This is a genomic window from Pyxidicoccus sp. M15 (assembly GCF_056858435.1).
In genome coordinates this window covers 8,557,101-8,573,029 of sequence record NZ_CM166495.1, presented here as the reverse complement: position 1 = coordinate 8,573,029, position 15,929 = coordinate 8,557,101, and the positions used below count along the sequence as shown (strand labels likewise).

16 protein-coding genes are annotated in these 15,929 nt (G+C 70.1%); all 16 read right to left on the bottom strand.

Annotated elements, in window-relative coordinates; translation table 11 throughout:
• Nucleotides 1–8: 8 nt before the first annotated feature.
• The 16 genes from ACX9TP_RS31855 to ACX9TP_RS31780 all read right to left on the bottom strand — a co-directional run bounded on the left by ACX9TP_RS31855 (nucleotide 9) and on the right by ACX9TP_RS31780 (nucleotide 15,928).
• Nucleotides 9–1,046, bottom strand: coding sequence for a peptidoglycan-binding protein (locus ACX9TP_RS31855; protein WP_482974406.1), 1,038 nt, complete (start codon nucleotides 1,044–1,046; stop codon nucleotides 9–11).
• Nucleotides 1,027–1,461 carry a hypothetical protein gene (locus tag ACX9TP_RS31850; RefSeq protein WP_482974405.1) on the bottom strand — a complete coding sequence of 145 codons (435 nt, stop codon included), beginning with the start codon at nucleotides 1,459–1,461 and terminating at the stop codon, nucleotides 1,027–1,029. Before ACX9TP_RS31850 ends, ACX9TP_RS31855 begins: the two co-directional genes overlap by 20 nt.
• Nucleotides 1,462–1,489: 28 nt before the next feature.
• On the bottom strand, nucleotides 1,490–1,954 hold the full coding sequence (locus ACX9TP_RS31845; protein WP_482974404.1) for a hypothetical protein: 465 nt from the start codon (nucleotides 1,952–1,954) through the stop codon (nucleotides 1,490–1,492).
• A gap of 34 nt (nucleotides 1,955–1,988) precedes the next feature.
• Nucleotides 1,989–2,435, bottom strand: a complete 447-nt coding sequence (locus ACX9TP_RS31840) for an RNA polymerase sigma factor (RefSeq protein ID WP_482974403.1) — start codon at nucleotides 2,433–2,435, stop codon at nucleotides 1,989–1,991.
• 203 nt (nucleotides 2,436–2,638) lie between these two features.
• Nucleotides 2,639–3,112: a GNAT family N-acetyltransferase gene (locus ACX9TP_RS31835; RefSeq protein WP_482974402.1), complete on the bottom strand. Its 474-nt coding sequence runs from the start codon at nucleotides 3,110–3,112 to the stop codon at nucleotides 2,639–2,641.
• A 64-nt stretch (nucleotides 3,113–3,176) separates the two neighbouring features.
• A complete protein-coding gene (locus ACX9TP_RS31830) occupies nucleotides 3,177–3,653 on the bottom strand; it encodes a hypothetical protein (protein ID WP_482974401.1) in 477 nt (158 codons plus the stop codon).
• Between the two features lie 52 nt (nucleotides 3,654–3,705).
• A complete protein-coding gene (locus ACX9TP_RS31825; protein WP_482974400.1) occupies nucleotides 3,706–5,802 on the bottom strand; it encodes an AAA family ATPase in 2,097 nt (698 codons plus the stop codon).
• A gap of 13 nt (nucleotides 5,803–5,815) precedes the next feature.
• The gene (locus ACX9TP_RS31820; RefSeq protein WP_482974399.1) at nucleotides 5,816–6,766 is read right to left on the bottom strand and encodes a hypothetical protein; all 951 of its coding nucleotides are present in this window, start codon (nucleotides 6,764–6,766) and stop codon (nucleotides 5,816–5,818) included.
• Nucleotides 6,767–6,773: 7 nt separating this feature from the next.
• Nucleotides 6,774–8,669, bottom strand: coding sequence for a hypothetical protein (locus ACX9TP_RS31815; RefSeq protein ID WP_482974398.1), 1,896 nt, complete (start codon nucleotides 8,667–8,669; stop codon nucleotides 6,774–6,776).
• 21 nt (nucleotides 8,670–8,690) lie between these two features.
• Nucleotides 8,691–9,356 carry a phage tail protein gene (locus ACX9TP_RS31810; RefSeq protein WP_482974397.1) on the bottom strand — a complete coding sequence of 222 codons (666 nt, stop codon included), beginning with the start codon at nucleotides 9,354–9,356 and terminating at the stop codon, nucleotides 8,691–8,693.
• A complete protein-coding gene (locus ACX9TP_RS31805; RefSeq protein WP_482974396.1) occupies nucleotides 9,353–10,336 on the bottom strand; it encodes a hypothetical protein in 984 nt (327 codons plus the stop codon). Before ACX9TP_RS31805 ends, ACX9TP_RS31810 begins: the two co-directional genes overlap by 4 nt.
• A 1-nt stretch (nucleotide 10,337) precedes the next feature.
• Complete coding sequence (locus tag ACX9TP_RS31800) at nucleotides 10,338–13,379, bottom strand: putative baseplate assembly protein (protein WP_482974395.1); 3,042 nt, start codon at nucleotides 13,377–13,379, stop codon at nucleotides 10,338–10,340.
• A gap of 8 nt (nucleotides 13,380–13,387) precedes the next feature.
• Entirely contained in the window at nucleotides 13,388–13,795 is a 408-nt protein-coding gene (locus tag ACX9TP_RS31795) for a GPW/gp25 family protein (RefSeq protein WP_482974394.1), read from the bottom strand.
• A 26-nt stretch (nucleotides 13,796–13,821) separates the two neighbouring features.
• Nucleotides 13,822–14,175: a hypothetical protein gene (locus tag ACX9TP_RS31790; protein ID WP_482974393.1), complete on the bottom strand. Its 354-nt coding sequence runs from the start codon at nucleotides 14,173–14,175 to the stop codon at nucleotides 13,822–13,824.
• Nucleotides 14,175–14,855 carry a phage baseplate assembly protein V gene (locus tag ACX9TP_RS31785; protein WP_482974392.1) on the bottom strand — a complete coding sequence of 227 codons (681 nt, stop codon included), beginning with the start codon at nucleotides 14,853–14,855 and terminating at the stop codon, nucleotides 14,175–14,177. The genes ACX9TP_RS31790 and ACX9TP_RS31785 overlap by 1 nt, the downstream gene beginning before the upstream one ends.
• Nucleotides 14,856–14,866: 11 nt before the next feature.
• On the bottom strand, nucleotides 14,867–15,928 hold the full coding sequence (locus tag ACX9TP_RS31780) for a phage late control D family protein (protein ID WP_482974391.1): 1,062 nt from the start codon (nucleotides 15,926–15,928) through the stop codon (nucleotides 14,867–14,869).
• Nucleotide 15,929: the final 1 nt, after the last annotated feature.

Here is a 15,929-nt window from a genome sequence, read left to right as displayed (position 1 = left end):
TCATCTCCTCAGGACAGGAACAGCGCCTTCAGCGCCGCCGTGGTGGTGTCGTCGAGCCGCCCCGTGGCCTCCAGGCCGTGCTCCAACTGGAACATGCGGAGCGCCTCCTGGGTCAGCTCTCCCAGCTCGCCCTCCTCGCCCTGGCAGAAGTAGCCCAGGCCGTTGAGCCGCTCCTGCACCCCGCGCACCGTGTCCAGCGGCGCGAGACGGCCGATTCGCAGCTCGTACTGTTCCTGGTCGTCGCCCTTGCCCAGGGTGAGCGTGGCCAGCGTCGCAAGCGGAGGGACCTGCTCGCTCACGAACCCGTCCGCGCTCGTCACCCCCGTGCGGTCCTCGAGCACCTGTGAGTCCTCGGTCTCGACGTGGAGGAGGTAGGGCACGTCCGCCCTCGCGGTGCCGTCGCTCCCGAGGAAGCGGACCCGGAGGAGCGCCGACGCACTCTTTCGCTTCACGTGGTAGCGGTTGCCCGTTTCCACGGTGATCGCTTTGTCCCGGCGTGCCGGGATGACCACCTTGTCGCCCGGGTGCAGGATGTTGCGTGCCTTGCGCGCCTGCTTCAGCTCGGCATTCGCGGGGAGCTCCCAGAGCGTGTCCGGGAGCAGGCCGAACCGCTCGGCCAGCTTGGAGATGCACTCGCCCTCCTGGACGACGTGCTCGACAGGGGTACCCGGGGCCCTGGGCGCGGCGGGGTGCCACGCGGCAGGACTCGTCCCCTGGAGGGTCGCCGCCGGGAGGGGCTCGGTCTTCTCGAGCCCCCACAGCTCCTGGTCCAGCTCACTCAGGCTCAGCTGGTAGCCTCCCTGGGGCAGGCTCTCGAACCGGACGCTTCCCGCCCGGTCCGTCCTGCCGCGCAGCACCGTGCCGTCGTGCTGACGCAGCTCGGCGGCCACTCCCGGCAGGGGTTGGTCGTCCTCGCCAACCACCCGCGCCTCCAGGGCCCACCTGGGCAGGGGACACGGGCTGGTGACATTCCCCACGTGCTGGGCGCTCTGATTCGTCGCGGCTTCATCCGCACTCCGCAGCCTGTCAGACGTCGCGGGACTCATGGCGTTCTCCACTGTCAGGGGACTCGGCGAACTCCGCCCGCAGGCGGCGGTTGGCGGCCTCCACTCGCTTGCGGTGGAGGCATTCGTCCACCAGCAACCTCAGTCGCTCACTGGGACTCGTCACCTGGGGGTCGGTGAGGCGACGCACCATCCAGGCCTGGGCGGGCGCCGAATCGAAATCCCAGCCATGGGTCACGGCCAGGTTCGCATAGCGATAGCAATCCTGGTGTGACGTCAGCCCGTAGCGTGCCGCGTTGTCGAGGGTGTGTGACAGCTGGACCTCCAACGCGTCGTCGTCGAGCCCGGCCAGCTCATCGGGGAAATGGGCGCGCAGGTGCAGGCGGAGGTCATCCAGAAACTGCTTTCGCCGCATGACCGCGAAGGCATCGAGCTGCGCTGTCCTGATGATGAGCATGTCGTAGCCACTCCCCCAAGCAACGAGGCTACATGAAATGATAGCCTCGCGCGCCCTCGCGCCTACCGCTGATGTGCGGAAGGGCGAATCGGAGCGCCGAGCCGAAGGCGGCACCGCTCCCTCGGGGCGACGGCGCCTCCTCGGGTCGGGCCTGCTTCAGCCTGGCCTGGTCGAGCAGGGTCTCCAGCGCCAGCGGGGACAGCCGCACCGCGCCGGCCTGGCTGGCAGCCTCCAGCTTCGCGCCCGCGACACGGCGGCGGCGCGGCTCCCACGTGTCCAGGTCCAGCGCGTCCTCGTCGTCGTCGTCCGTGCCGGCGTCCGCCTTCTCCGAGGGTGCATCCGGAGGCCGCGGCGGTGGGCGGATGTCCAGGCGGAGCTGGCGGGGCGTGGCCTGCACCTCCAGCTCCACCAGGGACTCGGGGCCGTCCGGGCGCAGCGCGAGCCGGCGCGCATCGGGGGAGCTGACGCGCCTCAGGAAACGACGCTGACGCACGTCGCGAAGCGACCCGAGCCCGTACCGGGCGCACTCACACGCCGCCCAGCCGCGTGCGCAGCAGACCGTAGGAGTGCTGGATGCGCTTGCGCACGTTGCAGTTCGTCATGCCCAGCTCCAAGGCAATGTCGTCGTAGGACTTCTCCTCCAGGAAGCGCAGGGTGGAGGGCCCGCGCAGGCTGGGAGGCAGCGCGAGGATGTGCTGGCGCAGCTGGTTGCCCAGCTCCCGCCGCAGCAGCAACGTCTCCGGGGACGGGGCGCCCGCCTCCTGGGGCTCGCTCAGGGACTTCCCGCCCTCTACCTCGGCGGTCTCCTGGCAGCGCCGCCGGCGGTAGGCATCCACACAGATGTTGTAGAGCAGCCGGGCCAGCCAGGCCCTGGCGTTGATGACCTGACCGGTCTGCCTGGGAAAGGACTCATGGGCACGGAGCATCGTCGCGCTGAATACGTCCTCGGCTTCCGCCTGATTGCCTTTCATCATCCGCAGGCTCCGGCGGAACAAATACTCACTGTGGTCCTGCCAGAGCTCCCAGAAAGAATCACACGAAGTATGCATCGCGAGCACCGAGGCGGCCGGTGGGGCCGTGGCTCCATCTTCGTTCTGGGTCTGACATTCCGCCGCGTGGTGGAAGGTTGACGCGACGCAAGGAGATGCGCTCCGTCACATGCCGCGCATGTCTGTCGTTACGTCGCGGGTTGGGCGTGAGGGTCGAGCGCGTAGCGCCTCAACCCTTCCCCGAGCCCCTCGTGCAGGACGTCCGTGGGCGCGACCTCGCGGAAGCCCAGGCGCTCCGCGAGCCTGCGCGCGGCGGCGTTCTCCACGGAGGTGTCGAGTGTGATGACGCGCGGCGCATGCGCCTCCACGAGATGCTGGAGGAGGCACCGGCACGCCTCCTGTCCGAAGCCGCGCCGCCAGAAGCGCGAGAAGATGATGTACCCCAGCTCCGCGCGCCCGCCCTCGTGCAGCGTCACCTCGAGCAGGCCCACGTAGCACCGCTCCGCCCGCGCGAAGGCCGCCCACATGAGCCGCGCTCCGGGGGCCGCTCGTGCCCCCGTCTCCAAGGCCCGGAACATCGCCGCCAGGCCGCGAAGCCTGGGCGGCCGGGCGCCCTTCATGAAGCGGTAGAGGAAGGGGTCGCCCAGGCCGTCCAGCAGCACGCGGGCGTGGGACTCGGCTACCGGTTCCAGCTCGAGCCGCCCGGTGGCCAGCCCTTGCCCGGGACTACTGCTTTTTTGCAGGCGGCCTCCAGTAGGTGCTCCCCTGGGGGAGTTGATGCGTCTTTCCGTCCTTGTCGGTCCAGCTGTCCATGGGCTCGTTGGTGTACTGGGCCTTCTCCAGCTCCCCGCGTTCCATCTTGAGGAAATTGCTGAGGCCGAAGCGTTTGGGGTCCTTGCCAGTGTCGATGGCGTCCTCGCCCAGCCCGATCTGCTTTTGAATCCACTTCTGGTTGAAATCCATGTTCTGCTGGATCTGCGCCTTGCTCAGGCGCGAGCCATCCGGATTGGTCGTGGGCAGATCCGCTGGCCAGTCCTGCGAGATTTCCTTGGCGCCCAGCTGCTCCGCCATGGGTTTGACGCGCCCCTTCTGGTTTTCTCCCAGGATGATGAGATACCGCTTTTGCATCTCAAAAAGCTGCTTGCGTAGGAGCTGGGTGGCTCCTGGATTGTTCTTGATGCCTGTGAGGAATGACTGGAGCATGCGCTGGCTTTCTCCCGGGGCGGGCCTGTCTGCGGTGTTTCAATGCACTGCTTCACTGTGCCGCTGGAGGGGCGAAGTGCGAGCCGTCCATCACCTTGCCCATCTTCTGATACTCGCGCCGGGCCGCGCTCAGGACGTGGCGCAGCCAGACGCCCTCGCCCTCGGCCGCCGCCAGGAACGCCGCCCGCAGCGCGATGTTGCGGATGTACGCGCCCGCCAGCTCGAAGCGCCGGGCCAGGAAGTCGAGGTCCAGGTCCGCGCCCCGCGGCACGCCCGTGGGAAAGATGCGCTCCCAGATGTGGCGCCGCTCCTCTTCCCCCGGCAGGGGGAAGTCGATGATGAAGCGGAAGCGGCGCACGAAGGCCTCGTCCATGTTCTTGCTGAAGTTCGTCGCCAGGATGACGAGCCCGTCGTAGGCCTCGATGCGCTGGAGCAGGTAGCTCGTTTCCAGGTTGGCGTTGCGGTCATGTGAGTCATTCACTTCGGTGCGCTTGCCGAACAGCGCATCGGCCTCGTCGAAGAAGAGGACGGCGCTGGACCCTTCGGCCTCGTCGAACAGGCGTCCGAGCTGCTTCTCCGTCTCGCCGATGTACTTGCTGACGACCGCGGACAGGTCCACCTGGTACAGGTCCAGGCCGAGCGCTCCGGCGAGGGCGCCCGCCGCCATCGTCTTGCCCGTGCCGGGTGGGCCGCTGAACAGCGCGCTGATGCCCTTGCCCGACGTCAGCTTGTCGTCGAAGCCCCAGGCGCCCATGACGCGGCCCCGGTGCTGCACGTGCAGGCTGATCTCCTCGAGCAGCTCCTTGCGCTCCGGCGGCAGCACCACGTCGTCCCAGCGCGCTCGCGAGCCGACCTTGCGCGCCAGGGTGCTGAGCCGGGGGGTCGACTGTGTCCGGCACGCGGTGGCCAGGTCCTCTTGCGTGACGGTGTCCCGCGCGGGCTCCCGGAAGCGCGCCAGGTTCCTCGCGGCGGCGGCGGCGTCGCGAATCTGCTCGCCCGTGAGCCGGAAGGTGCTGGTGAGCATCTCGAAGTCCACGGAGGCGCTGACGGGGGCTCCGGCCAGAGCGGCCTCCCACAGCCGGCGCTGCTCCGGGACGCCCGGTCTGGGCAGCTCCACCTGGATGAAGGCGCGTCCACCCAGGACGCCCTTCGGCTCGAGCCCCAGGCGGCCCGACAGGAAGCTCGGACCCGGGTGGGCCGCGAGCGCCTCCAGGAACGCGGTACGCAAGAGCGGTGGGGCCTCGCTGGCGAGCGCGTCGGAGCCCTTCCAGAACAGCGCCGCGCTTTGAAGGATGGCCTCGCGCCCGAGCAGGGACAGAAGCACTCCCGGCAGTTCCTGGCCCGCGGCGGCGAGCACCGCGCAGTCGACCACCAGCATGGGCAGCCCCTGCTCCTGGCAGAGCGCCTCGGCGGTGGCCTGCTTCCCCACGCCGGAGGGCCCCGTCAGCGAGATGATGGGCGCCGGGCCTCCCCGTCCGTCCTGCTGTCGGGCGAAGCGGCTCAGCCGCTCCTTGAGCGCGTCCGGGAGGATGAGGCCGTCGAGGTGGACCTGGGGCCCGGCGAGCCGGGTGAACAGCGTCAGCCGCGCGTCGGGCGCGTCGGAGTCCTGCAGGAACTCGATGATGCGCTCGTCCACCTTGACGGCCCGCGCGAGCAGTGGGGCCCCGGGCGCCTCCGGGAGCAGGTGCACGAGGCCGTGGCGCAGCAGCGGCGCGTCCGGGGTGAAGCGGGCGCGCGCGATGCTCCGCAGCTCGGCGTCCGTGGCGAGCAGCCCGAGGAGCACGTCGACGCTCGGCAGCCGCTTGTTCTCGTAACCCTGGAGCTGGGCGTAGAGCTCACCCACCCGGCGCTCGAGCTCCGGAAGGAGCGCGGCCAGGAGCACCTCCACGTCGAAGCGGCTGAGGCCGAAGCCGTGGGCCAGCGTCTCCAGCCGCAGGGAGATGCCCTGGGCGGCACTCTCGCGGACGCGCGCGGAGATGTCGCTGCCCAGCTGCTCCACCAGGGCGTCCGCCTGGGCGAGGTCCACCGGCTCGGAGGACTTCGGGGCTTCAGGGGACTGCTGGAGCCGCTCGGCCTGGACGCGCAGGAGGAGCTCCGCGCGATGAAGCTCCGCGAGGACGTGTTCGCGCGAGGTGGCGAAGGCTGACATGGCGGTCCTCGGGCTACACGCCCAGGCCCTGCCGCATGCGGCGGTAGGCCTCGGCCAGGATGGGGGAGTCGTCCTTCAGGACGAAGGACGCGCACGCCTCCAGCGCCTTCGCATACTCGTCCAGCCGCTCGCCCACCTGTGACGGCTCGACGCGGGGAGGGGAGACCTTCAGGTCGGGCCGGGCCAGGCCGAGCACCGACGCGAGCGGGATGCTGGCGCTCTCTATCGCCTCCAGCGCCCAGTCCTCCGTCTCCCGCATGACGAGGCCGACCCTGAGCAGTCCGTGCTTCTTGTCGTGGCGGACCTCGACGGCCGTCGCGCCACCGGTGAACAGGATGACGTCCTGCTCCTTGCTGGAGCCCAGCCCCGCCACCTGGAAGCCCTGGCGCGCCAGGAAGGCGAACGCGCGCGCGGCCTGCTCCGGGAAGCCCGGCGGGGCGTTCGCCGCGGACGTGTCCCCGGCGGGAGGGAAGGTGACCTCCTTGGTGCGGGCCGCGTCTGGCACCACTCCCGATGGGGCCTTCGTGCGCCGGGTGTGCGCCGCCTTGAAGACCTTGGAATCTCCCGCAAGGACCTTCGACGCGTAGGTGTCCACCACGCGCGCGTACTGCTCGAGCACCTCACCCTCGGGCGTGTATGGCGTTGCGAGGAGCGCGGCGGCCTGGGCGTCGCTGGCCGGAAGGAAGAAGCTGAGCGGGACGCTGTGCTGCTGATTCGTGGGGCTCGGGATGCCGCCGTCCTCGGTCACCTTGAACACACGCACGTCGAGCGCCTGGGTCGTCTCCGTGAGCGAGAGCATCAGCCCGCCCTGGTCGTTGAGCAGCAGCACCTCTTCGCTCTCCGGCGTCGAGACCCTCCCGGCGTGGAGTTGATGTTTGTCAATCAGTGGCTTGAACGCTTGCGTGAGCTGCTCGAAGAAGCGGGCACCCCGCAGCGCGCGGGAGGCATTGGAAGAATCACCCATGACATCCTCACAGTTTCATGATGAAGCAGAGCGCGAAGTACGGAGGCCGGTTCTCGTGGGCCTGCCCACCGCCCTCGCCATTGATGCCGTGCCAGTGCCCGCCGTCACTCTTCGTGTAGGCCCACGAGTCGATGACCGCCCAGGTCCCGGGATTGCCGTTGTTGTCGAAGTAGGAGGTCGACGCGCGGATGGCGTTCGGGCTGCTCCACCTGAGCCCGTCCCCCGCGCCCTCGTCCACGGGGATGACGTGCCGGTGCGCGCCGTCGCCACTCACGGAGCCGCCGTGGTTGTGCCAGGGCATCTGATTGGTATCCAGCGAGACCGAGTCCACGCCACCCGTCCATCCGGGCTGGTAGTTGCTCCCGGCACCCGCGCCAACGATGAAGCGGTTCCTCAGGTCCGGCGTGCCGTTCTGCCCATTGCAGAGCGCCCAGCCGAAGGGGATTGCGTTCTCCGCGCCGGACCACATGGTGATGACACCGCTGGGGAGGACACTGCCCCGATTGACGGCGCTCCTCGGGCTGATGCTGGTGCCCGTGCCGAGCTTGAGGCTTCCATCCTCCGCGTTGGCCACGGCCACGAGCACCCAGTTGCTCGGGGCGTTGTACGTGCCGTCCCAGAGCACGATGCGCAGGGTCACCCGGCTCTCGTTGGGCCCCTGCGTGTCGCCCGTCCCGTGCACGGCATACAGCGCCTCCCAGCCATTGAGCTGGATGCCCGCGGCGGTGACCTTTCGCGTCCCATTCAGGAGCGCGATGTCCGTCCCCACTGCGGGCATCTCCACGTTGATATGGCCATTGGTCACGGCGGACGTCCGGCCCATGCAGATGGCGATGAAGCGCGCGGTCCACTTGAGCGAGCCGCCCACGCCTTCCCACGTCACCAGCCCGCCACCGTTCAAGGTGAACTGCGCCTTGAGGTAGTCATTGGCAGCGCCCGTCAGGTTGCCCCTGGCATCGGCCTTGAGCACCTCCGTGCCCGTGGGGCCTCCCTGACGTAGCGAGAAGCTGCCGGTGGAGGGGATGAAGGCATTGAGGTTGTTGGTGTCCAGCCCGAGCCCGTACACCGCGCCCCCGCCGCCGTCGGCGAAGGCAATCTTGCTGCCCAGGTCGTTGGAGAACTGGAGCCTGGCGGCCGTCGGCGTCACCGTGCCGATGCCCACGTTGCCGTTGACGGCGAGCGCCGCCGTCTGGCCCGCCTGGTTGTAGCCAATGCCCACGTTGCCGCCCACCACGAGCTTCTGCGTGGGCGCCGTGTCCCCCACGCCCACCGCCCCCGCGGATGTCACGGTGACGAGCGGCTGGAAGGTGGCGTCATTCGGCGTGAAGCGCTCGATGGAGAGCCGGCTGTCGGTCTGTCCCACCGGCACCGCGCGCAGGTCGAAGCCCGCGCCATTCCTGCCGGGCAGGCGCACGCCCGCGTAGGTGCGCACGCTCGCGTCCAGGCCGGACATGGTGCCACCGACCGCCACGCTCAGCCGCGCCAGCACCACCTGGCCCGGCACGAGGCTGATGGCCGTGATGAACTGGAAGAGCGGCTTCTGCGTGTAGCGGGTGTTCCCGCTCACGTACTGGCCGGCCGCCATGTGGTCGGCCACCTCGTTGAAGGCCATCACCAGGAGGTAGGACTGGCCGCCCAGCACTCCTGCCGCCGTCACCTCCTGGGCCGCGGCCAGCAGCATCGCGTGGCCGCTGCCGTCCACCGCGGCGCCGACGTCCACGACGAGCTTCGTCGCGTCGCCCGTCTTGAGCGAGACGGAGAGCCCTTCGCAGATGCCCCAGACGTGCTGCGTGCGGCGGTGCAGCTCCTCCTGGTGGATGTGGTAGTCCTGCTGGTCGGTGAAGTCCTTCTCCAGCAGGAACTGCCCGTTGAAGTAGCGGAGCCGCGAGAGTGGGTAGTTCATGTTCGGTGGCCTTTTGCCTTGTCAGGGCTCGCTGCCCAGGACGGTATTCCTGCCCACGACGATGCCCGGCCCGAAGAGCCCCTGGCCGGGCGTGTCATTGATTCGCATCGCCTGGTAGCGCAGCTCGAGGGCGTAGAAGGTATGCGCGGGCTTCTCGTGCTCGATGACGGACCGGACGAGCCGGAACGTCCGCGCGAGCGACACCGGATCACTCCCCGGCATGCTCAGCACCACCCGGAACAGGTGTGGCGGTGAGCTGTCATTGAAGATGGGCGGCGAGGCGTCCTCGTCCGCGTCCAGCACCTGGACGGCGTCCTCACGGAACTCAATCCCGGCGTTGTCGAAGAACTCCTTCACGAAGATGCGCAGGAGCTGCTCCATGCCGGACCGGGTGCCGCGCTTCTTGTAGAGAGGCACCACCGTCCCGAGGAACTGGCGCTTGGACTTCTCGCTCCAGTCGTCGCGGATGCTCACCGCCACCCACCCGGCGAGCCAGGGCAGGAACGCGTCCGGCGCCAGCTCCGCGTCAAAGTAGTGGTGGATGCGCTCCAGCGCCTCCTCGATGCCGGGCGGGAAGGCGGCGCTCGCCCGCGGGCCCGAGAGGACCTGCTCGAAGGCGGTGAGGAAGGGCCTGATGAAGGGCCCCTGCTGGAGGATGGCGGGAAGGTGGCGAACGTAGGTGCTCATGACTCCGTCGGCACCCAGGTGCCGCCTCGCTTCTCCAGGGTGGTGAGGGACAGCTTGAGGAGCGGGTCGTCGTCCGGGATGCGCACCCTGGGCAGCTCGTCTGCGAAGAGCCGCACCGCGACGAGTGCGCCTTCCTCGCGCTCCTTCCTCGACGCGTCCTGCACGGCGAGGTCCACGCCCTCGACGAAGTCCACGCCGCGCACGGCGTCGAGCACCGTGTACACCTCGGAGACATGGACGTTCCGGCCCAGCGGCCAGCCCTTCCCGTCAACGCCTCCGCGCAGCGGGTGGAAGGCGCTGAAGAGCGCCGCCGCGGCCTCCCTCCGCACGTCCGCCACCACCGCGTCCTCGTTGAGGTGGAGCGTGGCCCTGGGGATGATGTCCACGTAGGTGGGCCCCACCACGTGCAGGCGCGTCGTCAAGAGCCGGCGCTCGTTGAGGAAGAGCTTCACCGCGCCCAGCACGGCGGCCGCCGGCTGCTGCCACGGCGCGCCGTCCGGGCCGTCCGGCAGCAACACCATGCTGACGTGCCCCGGCGCCGCGGCGTACTTGCCGCTGCCCACCGCCTCGCAGTTGCGCTCCCCCAGGCAGCGCACGCGCCTGGGCCGGGGGGCCACGAAGAAGGGCGAGGTCGGGTAGGCCTCGCTCACGAGGGCCTCGAAGTCGGCCGGCGTCACGGCCCGGTAGCGCTCCCGCAGCGCGCGCACCGTCTGGAAGGCCGCCTCGTCCAGGTCCTGCCCGTCCGGCGGCGCCTCGCCCCGCAGCAGCTTGAGGAAGGTGCGGTAGCTGTCGTCGCCCACCTGGTCGATGCGGTAGAGCACCGTCTCCGTCAGCCAGGCGAGCAGCTCCACCAGGGTGATGCCGGGGTCGGACGGGTTGTGGTCCGTCCACGAGGCGTCGTACGCGGGGAGCGACGCGCGTGCCTCCTCCAGGAGGTGGGCATAGTCGAGGTCGTCCAGCCTGGGCAGCTCGAGCGGCATGTCACTCCTCCTCCGGCGACGCGATTCGGACCGTGTGCACGCCCGAGAAGACGAGGACCCGCTCCAGCGCGTCGCCCGCCTCGTCCTCGTCGAACAGGGGCCACGTGCTGTCCGACACCGCGTCGAAGGGCGCCTGCGGGGGCGCCTTCCTGTAGACGAGCGAGAGCTTGCGGATGTGATGGACGCCCGCGAGCGCGCCCACGATGGGGTAGAGGTCCGAGGCATGCGGCAGCCGGCCGAAGCCCCAGCCCTGGCCGTCCGCGCCGCCCGTGAGCGGGTGCAGGTAGCGCTCGATGGCGGCGGAGACGGCGGCCCGCAGCTCGTCGGCGCCCTCGGGTGACGTCGGCGCCACGACGACGTCGGCGGCGGCCTCCACCCAGTCCGGCGCACCCAGCTTGAGCTTCACCGCCGGCGCGCGGCGCGCCGTGAGGTAGGCCTCCACGTCCTGCAGGAGCCCGAGCCCCGCGGTGGGCCGGCGGTCGCTGCCCTGGGGCACCAGCAGCAGGAACACCTCGCCGGCTCCGGGCACGCCATTCGTGTTGTCCGGGTCCGCCTGCTCCAGCGGGTCGAAGCGCGGCGTGAGGGCCTTCACCCGCGCCACCGCCGTGGAGGCCTCGCGCGCCAGGTCCTCGAAGTCGTCCACCGTCACGGCGAGGTAGCCGTGGCGCAGGATTTTCGGGCCGCGCTCCTTGATCTGCTCCAGCGCCTCGCGGTCCGCGCCGCCGGAGGCGCCCTGGAGGTTGATGACGCTGTCCACGTAGGGCACCGCCGTCTTGAGCTGGGTGATGCTCTGCGCGGGCCGGTTTCCCCGCGCGCCGCCCCCGGTGCGGTACGAGGCGCGCACGTTGCGCGTCCCCTTGGGCGGCGGCATCCCGCGCTGGCCATCGCCGAAGCGCACCTGGCCCGTCGCGGAGTCCACCGTGTAGTGCCTGTCCCGGGGGCCGGAGCCGTAGAAGTCCGTCACGGCGTGCCAGCGCACCCAGGCGCCCACGGTGTGCCCGTCCTCGTCCAACACCGGCGTCACGGTGTCCTCGCCCTCCTGCGCCGCGAGCGCGGCCAGCTCCGGCTCCGAGGGCAGCTCGGGCTCGAGGACCTCCAGGCGCTGGGCCTCGAGGACGGGCGCCTGGGAGAGCACGAAGCCCTGCGCCTTCTCCCCGTTGCTCGAGCCGAGAATCTCGCCGTGGACGCTCGTCGCGTGGAGCGCCCACATGGTGTTCGTCTGCACCGCGCGCACCCGCGAGAGCACCGCGAAGGCGCCCCGCGCCAGCCGCGCCCGCAGCCAGTAGCGCTCCTGCCCCAGCTCGCGCCGCGGCGTGAAGTCCGCCGGTCCGATGAAGCGCAACAGCCCGCTCTGGTTGAAGGCTCGCGTCGGGTCCTCGGCGCCCAGCGGGAGCCATCCGGCGTCCGCGGGCCCCGTGTATTCCCACACCACCACCGGCTGCTCCTCCGACGCCGTGCCGCCCAGCTGCAGCTCGCCAGGCAGCGGCGGGGCCACGTCCACGAAGAGCGTGGTGGAGACGTTGTCGAAGGGCCGGTCGAAGCCGACGTACAGCGCCGGGCCCGGCCTGTTGGAGCGCTGGAAGGGGATGAAGCCGCTCGCGTTCTGGCCCGTCGTGTCGGCGTAGTCGAAGTCGTTGAAGGCCAGGAGCGCGGCGGGGGCGCGCGTGGGCTCGTACGTGTAGCCGAGCTTCACGGACTGGAGGACGGGCGGGCGGTAGCCGTCGTCCAGCAGCCCCGTCACCTTGTTCTGGCTGTCCTTCTGCAGGGTGATGCCGTTGCCGTAGTTCCCCGTGGCGATGCGCACGCGCACCCAGTGGTTGGTGGTGCCCCGGAGCGACAGGGGGCCCATCGCCGCGGGCAGGGTGAAGGCCACGGTGCCGCTCCGCGAGAGCGCACGCGTTCCATCGTTGAACGCGAACTGGGGGGCCGCGCCGAGCGCCTCGCGGGCCTTGTCCGAGCGGCCCACCTCCACCCAGTCCGTGCCGTTCCACACCTCCCAGGCGAGCAGCGGGTTGTCGCTGGCGCTCAGCGCGGCGGCCTGCTCGCTGCGTGTCACGGTGAGGCTGATGCGCGCGCCGGCCTTGGAGAAGACCTCGGCGCTGGCCAGGTAGAAGGTGTCGTTCGTCTTCGGCTGCGGGCCGAAGGGGAGGAAGTCCAGGCCCTGGTCGATGGGGAAGCTGCCCGCGAAGGCCGCCTCCGCCACGAGGCCGCTGCGCGTGGTCTGGGCGCTGAGCACCACGTCGCGCACGGAGGGCACGAGTCCGTCCGCCTCCAGCGTGCTCTTGAGGCTCGCCCGGAGCCAGCGCTCCTGGACGCCGTTGACGGCCCGTGGAGCGAAGGATGCGGGCGCGGTGAACTGCAGGGTCTGCTTGTCCTGGGACAGGACCGCGGCCGGCGCGAGCTTCCAGTCCTGGCCGTCCCAGAAGGTCCATTCCACGGGCAGGGCCTGCCACTTCGCCGCGTCCGAGGGGGTGAGGCGCACTGTCACCCGGGTGCCCGCGGGGAGCGTGAGGAAGTCGCCTCCGGCCACGTAGAGGCTGTGCTCGATGGGGCGGTCCAGCTCGCGCACGGGCGGGGCGCCGGGCGTCGGGGAGCTGCGGTCCGCGTAGAAGTCCCGGGTGGGGTGGTGCAGGAAGAACGAGACGATTCGCGCGCGGGTGACGACGAGGTCCAGCACCGTCTCGAACAGCACCTCGTCGTCCTCGCCCTCGAGGGGCTTGGCGGCCACCTGGGTGCCGGCGGGCACGAGCGCGTCCACGGACGCGCCCTCGGCGAGCGCGAAGGTCAGTGGCACCTGGGCGGGCTGGGGCGGCCGGGGCTCCGCGCCGATGAGGTTGAGGAAGGCCGCGAAGTGCTTCTCGGGCGCATGGTTGAGGCGCTCGATGGCGTGCGCCACCATCCGCCCGAAGACGCGGATGAGCGCCGCGGCGGCGTCGGGCGTGCCGGCCTTCCAGCCCAGGCCCGCGCCCTCCACGAGCTGCTCCGTCTGTCGGACGACGTCTTCCTGGCCGCGAGAGTCAATCTTGGGAGCCTGTGCGCGCATCGGAGTTCTCAGCCCAGGTAGAACGGGTAGACGAGGTTGAACCGGCTGTTGGTGGCGCGCACCGCGTACTGGAGCTGGATGACGAGGAGGTTGGGCTCGGTGGGATGCGGCCGCGAGTCCACGCCGAGCACGTCGATGCGGGGCTCGAAGCGCGAGAGCGCCTCCTCCACCGCGTGGTTGACGTCGCCGAGCGTCTCCGGGTCGTTGTTGCCGAAGACGAGGTTGTGGATGCCGCAGCCGAACTCCGGCCGCGCCACGCGCTCGCCGGGGGCGGTGCTGAGGATGAGCCAGATGGACTGGCGGATGAGCTCCTCGTCCGCCACGCGGGCCACCTGGCCGCCCTCCAGCCCGAGCCCCACGTTGGCCCCGTCACCCAGCTTGAACTTCCAACCGTTGCCCAGGAAATTGTCTGACATGGTCCAGTCCTCGCGAAGGGGCCGCCCTAGATGCCCTGCACCCGCGGCTGCGCCTGCACGGGCCTGGCATCGCGCCCCGTCGGCGTGCACAGGGCCTGGCTGTCGAGCAGCAGCAGCGGCACGCCCATCGTCGTCACGCGCGTCGCGGCCGAGGTGAAGGTCGCGCTGGCGCAGGGGTACGGCGGGGGCGGCGCGGGAGGCGCCTGGACGGGGTTGGGCGGAGCGCTGTTGTTGGTGCAGCCGGAAATCACATACACGGTGGCCTGCGTCACCACGGGCTGGTTCAGGATGGTCACCCGCTGCGCCGAGGGCGTGGGCTGGGCCGGCGCGGCGTGGGCGCACTGGACGATGGAGCCCTGGTTGAGGACGGCGCCGGGCATCACTTCACCTCCAGCGCGCCGTCGTTGACGTTGACGCCCGCCATGCACTTGAGCGCCAGCCCGCCGCTGGCTTCCAGCGAGGCCTGCGCGCCCTTGAGCGAGTAGCCCTGCTGGGCGTCCACCGAGAAGTTCTTGCACTGGATGGAGACGTCGCCGCTGTCCGCCAAGAGGCTGATGTTGCCCTTCGCCTGGATGGCGACGTCCTTGCCCGAGGTGAGCGTCACCGTGTTGGTCTTGGTGTCGAACACGAGGGTGTTGTCGCCGCTCTTGTCGGCGATGCTGATCTTCTCGGCGCCCTCGGTGTCGTCGAGCGTGATGGTGTGGCCGCTGCGCGACTTGAGCAGGCGCTTGTTGTTCTTCTTGTCGCTGTTCTTCGCCGGCGGCGCGTCCGTGCCATTCCAGAGCGCGCCCACGACGTAGGGTCGCTCCACGCAGCCGTGCTCGAACATGACGAGCACCTCGTCGTCCACCTCGGGCAGGCAGTAGAGCCCGCGCTCCTTGCCCGCCATGGGCGAGGCCACCCGGGCCCAGTTGCTCTCACCGGACTCGGAGAGCCACGGGAACTTCACCTTCACCCGGCCCATGTCCTTGGGGTCCTGGTTGTTCGTCACGACGCCGATGACGACGCCGTAGAAGCGGTGGTCCCCGGAGACTGCGTGGGGCATCAGTTCGCTGAGCATCTCGGGTCCTCTCACGACATCGCGTTCTTCCGGACGGAGAACGCGCTGCGGTAGCCCCGGCGCGGGGCGTAGGTGTGGGTGACGGTGACGACGTCGTAGACGCCGCTGAAGCGCTTCCCGAGCCCGTCGATGCGCACCAGCTTCCCGGACGCCAGGTCCGAGCGGCCGAAGCAGGTGCCCTCGCCGGTGATGAAGTCGCGCCCCAGCGTCCGCAGCGCGCCGAGCGCGAGCTGGTCCGCCTCGGCCTGGGTGGTGACGGGCCGGTCCACCTGGATGATGGTGGCCGCGCCAAACGCGGTGTCCGCCGCCTTGGGGCCGGTGGTGCTTCCCATGGCCGTTTCCTGGCCCGTGGAGGCCTTGCCGACGATGGGAGCCTTGGTCTCCGGGTCCCAGCCGCGCACCTCCACCTTGCCCGCCTGGCCGCCCGCGGTGAGCCTGGGGTGGAAGTCGATGATGTCCTCGTCCAGCGTGAGCGTCAGCTGCGCGGGCGCGCTGTCCTGCTGTGGCCGGAAGTGGAGCGTCTTCTGCGCCACCACCACCTCGTAGCCGATGCGTGCCGCGCGCTCTTCCAGGAAGGCGAGGTCCGTCTGGTTGTTCTGCATGACGTACTCGAACGTCACCCCGGTGTCGGTCACCTCGGGCCGCAGGCCGTAGGTGCGGGCGAGCTGGCTGGCGATGGTGCTGTCCTTCGTCTGGGCGAAGACGCGCGTCTTCTGGCCCCGGGCCATGCGGTGGCTGCGGTCATAGCCGCGCACCGTGAGCAGCGGGGACTCGCCCGCGCTGAAGTCCAGCTCCAGGCCGGTGATGTCGCCCACCATCACCGTGGAGAGCCGGTTGACGTAGCCCAGCTGGATTTCGACCTCGGCCCCCAGCTTGAAGAGCTCGTCGTCAGCCCAGGACAGCTTGAGGGTGTCCGCGTCCCACGTGAGGAGCTTGAGCGTGAACATGGACGCCGCGTCCACGTCGTCCTGCACGCTGACGGCGAGCAGGTCCGCATAGGCCTTCAGCGGCAGCTCCTGACCGTCGATTCTCACTCCCACGCTGGCGGTGTCGTCGCTCTTCAAGAAAGCCAAG